4 protein-coding genes and 1 riboswitch are annotated in these 6,744 nt (G+C 43.8%); all 4 genes read right to left on the bottom strand.

Annotated elements, in window-relative coordinates; all coding sequences use genetic code 11:
* Positions 1-949, bottom strand: a 949-nt coding sequence (locus WBM49_RS05070) for a trans-sulfuration enzyme family protein (protein WP_424370979.1), incomplete at its 3' end; no start/stop codon positions are given.
* Positions 950-971: 22 nt separating this feature from the next.
* Positions 972-4,376, bottom strand: a complete 3,405-nt coding sequence (thrA, locus tag WBM49_RS05065) for a bifunctional aspartate kinase/homoserine dehydrogenase I (RefSeq protein ID WP_424370978.1) — start codon at positions 4,374-4,376, stop codon at positions 972-974.
* A 55-nt stretch (positions 4,377-4,431) separates the two neighbouring features.
* Positions 4,432-5,724, bottom strand: a complete 1,293-nt coding sequence (locus WBM49_RS05060; RefSeq protein WP_424370977.1) for an O-acetylhomoserine aminocarboxypropyltransferase/cysteine synthase family protein — start codon at positions 5,722-5,724, stop codon at positions 4,432-4,434.
* Between the two features lie 122 nt (positions 5,725-5,846).
* A riboswitch (SAM riboswitch) is annotated at positions 5,847-5,957 on the bottom strand.
* A 75-nt stretch (positions 5,958-6,032) separates the two neighbouring features.
* Positions 6,033-6,744, bottom strand: a 712-nt coding sequence (locus WBM49_RS05055; protein WP_424370976.1) for a methionine adenosyltransferase domain-containing protein, incomplete at its 5' end; no start/stop codon positions are given.

The raw sequence follows: 6,744 nt of genomic DNA, 5'->3' as shown, positions 1-6,744 counted from the left end.
CGCCTCCTTGTACCTCAAAAGCAAGTACACAGACTCCGGCTTTCATCTGTTTCCTGGCCATCTTATGCTGGGGATGGGAAGGTAAAAATGGATACTTTACCCATTGTACATTTGTATGACCCTCCAGAAACTGTGCTACCTCCAATGCATTACTACAATGCCGGTCTACCCTAACAGCCAGGGTCTCCAAACTTTTGGACAGCAACCAGGCATTAAAAGGAGAAAGAGACGGTCCTGCAATTCTCGCAAATCTGTAGATCTTATCTACAAGATCTGCCCTGCCCACTGTGATCCCTGCCAATACCCTCCCCTGGCCATCCATGAGTTTTGTGCCGGAATGAATGACCAAATGGGCTCCAAATTTTATGGGCTGTTGCAAATAGGGTGAGGCAAAGCAGTTATCTACGATAAATATTAATCCATGTTTTTTTGCAATGGCCCCGAGCCTTTCCAGATCAACAAGATCTACCCCCGGGTTGGTAGGCGATTCTGCATAGATCACTTTGGTTCTCGGTGTAATTAGAGCCTCTATGTTTTCTAATTCATCAATCCTGAAATAGGTATGGGTAATTTTCCATTTGGGAAAGAACTGCGTAAACAGGCTGTGTGTTGATCCAAAGATGTTGCGGGCAGAAAGAATATGATCTCCGCTTTCAAGAAGTGCTGCAAAAGTTGAAAAAACAGCTGCCATCCCCGAAGCAAAAGCAAATCCTGCTTCTGCACCCTCCATTTTACACACTTTATCTATTAACTCCGTCCCATTTGGATTTGAATAGCGCGAATAGATATTCCTGTCCTTTTCCTCGGCAAAGGAAGCGCGCATATCTTCGGCGTCTTCAAAGACAAAACTAGAGGTCATATAAATAGGACTGGAGTGCTCCAAAAAAGGGGTGCGCTCTATCTGGGTTCGGATCGCATCGGTTTCAAAGTGGCGATTTGTTTTTTTCATGGCATCTCCTGTTTCTTTCAATTTACATCTTTTCTGCAATTCGAAGAATATCACCAAAAACGCCCCTGGCAGTTACTGCTGCCCCGGCACCCGCTCCCTGAATTACCAGCGGATGTTCTCCGTAAGACTCGGTATAGATCTCTATTATGGAATCGGATCCCCTTACTTGTCCCAGGCTACTTTCCTTAGGAACGGAGATCAATTGTACGTCTAACTTCCCTTTTTCCTTCTGGAGGTCGCCATGTAATTCTCCCACAAATCTCAGTACATAGCCCGGGGCTTGTCTCTTCTTCACTTCTTCCATGATGGGATCCAGGACCTCTATTTGCTCAATAAAAGCCTCGCTGCTGAGTTTTTGTAAACTTTTGGGAATTAAGTTCTCAATATGTACATCCCCAATTTCATTTTGCAAATCGAGTTCCCTGGCAAGGATCAATAATTTTCGACCCACATCCATCCCTGAAAGATCCTCCCGGGGATCTGGCTCTGTATACCCCAGGCTCATTGCTTCTAGCAAAACTTCAGAGAAAGGAACTTCTTTTTCTGAAAAGGCATTAAAGATATAGCTCAACGAGCCGGAAAATACGCCTTTGATACCCGTAATGTTCTCTCCGGAAAGATGCAGAAGTTTTATGGTGTCTATGAGTGGTAATCCTGCTCCCACATTGGTTTCATACAGATATTGTTTTTGATAATGGTCTAGTTCTCCCCGGAGGAGATGATAAAAGTCTATTCCCAACGTATTTGCTATTTTGTTAGAAGAGACGAGATCGAAACCATTTTCAACAAAATTAAAATAATGGGCCACAAAGTCTTCGTTGGCGGTATTATCTACCGCTATTAAATTCTCTAAATGATGAGACTTTGCATACTCAAAGATATCTTTGAGGTTATAATTGTTTCCTTTTCCATTTAAAGAGGTTCTCCAATTTCCTGTGATTCCCTCCTTATTCAATAGTAATTTTTTTGAATTTGCCAGGGCAAATACCCGGAGTTGGATCCCCTTTCTTTTTTCAATGGCCTTGCTAGCTCCCAATATCTGATCAAGTAGCGTTCCGCCAACGTTACCGTGTCCGAATATGGCCAGATTAACCTTCTTACTAATCCCGAAGATCTGCCCGTGCATTACATTCAGGGCCTTGTGAAGATCCGCTTTCTTCACTACCAGACTAATATTCTTGCCCGTTACAGTATTATTAAAAAGTAAGGGAATGATCTGATTTTTAATAAGGGCATTGTAAGGTTTATGAAAGGTACTTAGATCCTGTCCTACAATAGAGATTACCGAAACGTCTTCTACTATAGTGATTGCGTTAATATCTTTTGAACGAAAATCAGTTTCAAATTCCTGTTCCAGCGCTTTTTTCGCATCTTTTGCTTTTTTAGCTGATACCAAGAGACCTATACCTCGTTCTGATGATCCCTGGGAAATAATACTTACACTTACATTGTGTTGACTCAAGGCCCTGAAAATCCGTGCATCAACACCTACCTTCCCTAATAATCCCCTACCCTCAAGATTGATTAGGGCTTCATCGCCCAGAACCGATAGAGAGCGTATACCTTCTACAGTAGTTTTTGCACTAATTAAAGTACCCTCATTCTCCTTATTAAAGGTATTAAGGATTCGTAACGGAATGTTTTTTTCCAGTAGCGGAATGATTGTCTTTGCATGAAGGATGGTAGCCCCAAAATTGGCTAATTCATTGGCCTCACCATAGGATAGTTGTGCAATAAGTCGCGCTTCCGGCACCCATTTTGGGTCGGCAGTATATATACCATCTACATGCGTATAGTTTTGCAGCTCCTCTGCATCCAGAAAATTAGCCAGGAGAGAAGCGGTGTAATTACTGCCATTCCTTCCAAGAGTGGTAGTTTCTCCTGCCTCAGTAGCACCGATAAAACCTGGCATAACCGCTATCACAGAAGCATCCAATTTCCTGAAAAAACCAATGGCCCGTTCCCGGGAAACTTCTTCCAGCACACTGGCATCACCAAAGGTATTATCGGTTATGATCAATTGCCTGGAATCTGCATGTTGAGCCTGTAGCCCTCTGCCAATTAGCAGTTTAGTGATCAGTTTTGTAGAGATCAATTCACCAATTGCCAATACCTGATCCCTGATTTTTGGACTGTAATCCCCCAATAATTTAACTCCTTCCAGTAGTTGCACTAATTCCCGGAACTCCTTTGAAAGATCTACATTCTTATAGCTATGTCGTTGGTACTGCTCAAAGGCCTCAAAGGCCTTTTTATAGTCATCTCCGTTTGCGGCTTTTTGCAATATAGTTTCTAACTGATCGGTTGCCATTTCCCTGGCAGAAACCACCACTACAATTCTTTCACCTGCAGCCACCTTGGAAGTTATGATCTCCAGGACTCGTTCTATTCCTTCCCCATTGGCCAGAGACGTGCCACCAAATTTGAGGACCTTATATCTTCTGGCTGCCTTTTCGGGATCGAATATCCCCTGGAGCAGTTGCTCCATTTGTCTAAACTCTATTAAAAAGGCATCGTGACCGTGGAGCGATTTTATCTCACCATAGGTTACATTGCTCCTGGACTGGGCCATCTGCTTATGGGTCTCCTTGTTCTCCCTGGCAGAAAAGAACAGATCAGAATCTACCCCAATGATATGTATGTTGGTATCGCTCTTTTGTAATTTTTCAAAAGCTCCTTTCCCATCCCGGTTAATATCTATGGTCTTGAGTAATTGATTGGTTAATTTATAGGCAGACAATTGGAACCGTTCCTGAAGTTTCCTGCCATGGTGCAGTAGCCAACTCTCCACATTAAATACATTCAGATCTTCATTCGTACTTCTCTGAAATCGCTCTTTGAATGATTCGGGGGTTCGGTAACAGAGCATGGCATGCATACGTGCGTCGTGAACAGGCTGCTTGGAATTGATCAGGAATTGCTCCTGGATCTGGCAATTTGCGATCAGCCAGTCGGTCGACTTCCAGTCCGATGCCACAGGGATGAGATGCGTAGTGATCTCTGTATTGAGGGCTGCCATTTCCCAGGCAATACCTCCACCAAGGGATCCACCGATAAGAGCATATAACTTTTTTATCTTTAGGATATCTAGCCCCTGAAGAAATATTCTGGCTATATCCCCCGCCACAAAATCCTTGTAATTGTCGATCACAAATCCATCAAACCCATTACCTGGAATATTAAAGGCAAGAACTGTATACTTTAGTGTATCTATACATTTTTCTTCCCCAACCAGCGAGGTCCACCATCCGTCATCTCCGGCCACATTAGAATTTCCGGTCAGGGCGTGATTTACCAACACTACAGGCGCGGTATTAAGCGGCAGGCCAAACACCTGAAAGGATAACTGAATATCCTGGGTTATTCCACTAAGGGTGGTAAACCCGGGAATATCCAATTGTTTTAAATCCGAAACCGCTGTTTTCATTTTCTATCGTTTAGATCCCGTTAGACTATACTCTAAAAATTACACCTGCCAAACGCTAGGCTAAAACCGAAGCATCTATAGTTGCAAAAGCCTGCTCCAGATCTGCCGTTAGGTCGTCCAGGTCTTCCAAGCCTACTGATAATCTGATAAGGTCTTTGGTGACCCCGGTAGTAAGCTGTGCTGCATCGTCTAATTGCTGATGGGTGGTACTGGCGGGATGGATGATGAGCGACTTGGTATCTCCAATGTTGGCCAGAAGTGAAAATAGCTTGGTCTTATCCGCGATCTTCTTCGCAGATTCATAACCTCCTTTTACCCCAAAAGTTACAATACTACTCTGCCCTTTTGGCAAATACGCTTCTGCAAGCGCGTAGTATTTACTACTCTTTAATCCAGGATAATTCACCCAGGTAACTTCTTTGCGATCCTTCAACCAGCCGGCAAGGGCCAGGGCGTTCTCACTGTGTTTTTTCATCCTCACTTCCAGGGTTTCCAGTCCTTGAATGATCTGAAAGGCGTTGAACGGGCTCAGGCAGGCACCATGGTCGCGCAGCCCTTCAATCCTTACTTTGGCAATAAAGGCAGCAGGTCCCAGGGCATCGTGATAAACCAGGCCATGGTAGCCAGGAGAGGGTTCTGTAAACTCAGGGAATTTCCCACTAGACCAGTCGAAGGTTCCGGCATCTATAATGGCACCTCCCAGTGCGGTTCCATTGCCATTGATATATTTTGTTAAGGAATGGATCACTATGTTGGCCCCATGCTCAATAGGATTTAATAAAGCCGGGGTGGCTACTGTATTATCTACAATAAATGGGATCTTGGCCTTTCTTGCTTCGGCTGAAATGGCCTTTAGATCGAGCACATCGAGTTTTGGATTTCCGAGCGATTCAACAAAGATCGCCCTTGTATTTTGCTTTAAGGCATTTCCAAAGTTGGAGGGGTCCGACGGATCTACAAAGGTAGTAGTGATGCCCAAACGAGGTAAGGTAACACTCAATAAATTATAGGTGCCGCCGTATAAACTATTAGAGGCAACAATATGATCGCCTGCTTTTAAGAGAACCAACAGCGCTGTATTGATGGCTCCGGTCCCAGAAGCAGTTACGACAGAGGCAATCCCTCCTTCCAGGGCTGCCAGGCGCTGCTCTAAAATGTCATTGGTAGGATTGTTGATCCTGGTGTAAATGTTGCCAAACTCGGCCAGAGAGAACAAATTGGCCGCATGGTCCGAATCGTTAAATACATAGGCCGTGCTTTGATAAATAGGCACAGCACGTGTGCCTCCATGTAATTTGGTGTCGTGACCTGCATGTAATGCCTTGGTCGAAAATTTTTGATCGCTCATGATTTCAGTTTTTTTATTTATTAATTCTTAAAATAAAAAAGCCAAACAGCACAACAGATGTTTTATCTGCCATGAAAATCAAAAAAGTTATAAAGAAAGAATATTACCGAAGTAATAGTTTTGTGTTATCTGTCGCGCAAAATACGTGATAGAATGTAGCACCTTCTTTGTTCTGAAACAAAGGGTTGCTAAGGCTTCAAAGGGTCTAATCCCTCCACCTTTCTTGATAACTATTCAATAAGAGTTTGAACTTTGGTGAAACAAATATAATGACGGAATTTTTAAAATTCCTAGTAATCCTACAAAAATTATATGTTAAAAGCCTCTTGTACCAGGTCTACCATGTCTAATTTTTCCCAGGTAAATAATTCCACTTCTCGCTTGATCCTCCCGTTATAGGGCGATTCAAAGACCTTGGTAACCTTTCTGGGTTCTTTACCCATATGGCCATATGCCGCGGTTTCCAGGTAGATGGGATTGCGTAATTTAAGGCGTTCTTCAATCGCAAACGGTCTGAAATCGAACAGGCTGGCTACTATTTTTGCAATCTCCCCGTCATTCATGCTTACTTTGGAAGTGCCGTAGGTATCTACATATACCGAGGTAGGTTGCACCACGCCAATGGCATAGCTTATCTGTACCAGGATCTCATCGGCTACTCCTGCAGCGATCAAATTTTTTGCAGCATGGCGGGCCGCATAGGCCGCACTGCGATCTACCTTACTCGGATCTTTCCCGCTAAATGCTCCACCGCCATGGGCTCCTTTGCCGCCATAAGTATCTACGATGATCTTTCTTCCTGTAAGTCCGGTATCTCCATGCGGGCCACCGATCACAAATTTCCCGGTGGGATTTATATGATATTTGATGTCTTTGGTAAACAAGGCCTGGGTCTTTTCGGGCAAAAGCGCCTTTACCCTGGGGATCAATATGGCAAGGAGGTGACTTTTGATGGTCTTCAGCATTTTTTCATCATCCTCATCAAAAGGGTCGTGCTGAGTAGAGATCACAATGGTATCT

The organism is Muriicola sp., assembly GCF_049669965.1.
GTDB lineage: Bacteria > Bacteroidota > Bacteroidia > Flavobacteriales > Flavobacteriaceae > Muriicola.
The sequence above is the reverse complement of the archived record's forward strand: the minus strand, read 5'-3'. Positions and strand labels throughout refer to the sequence as shown.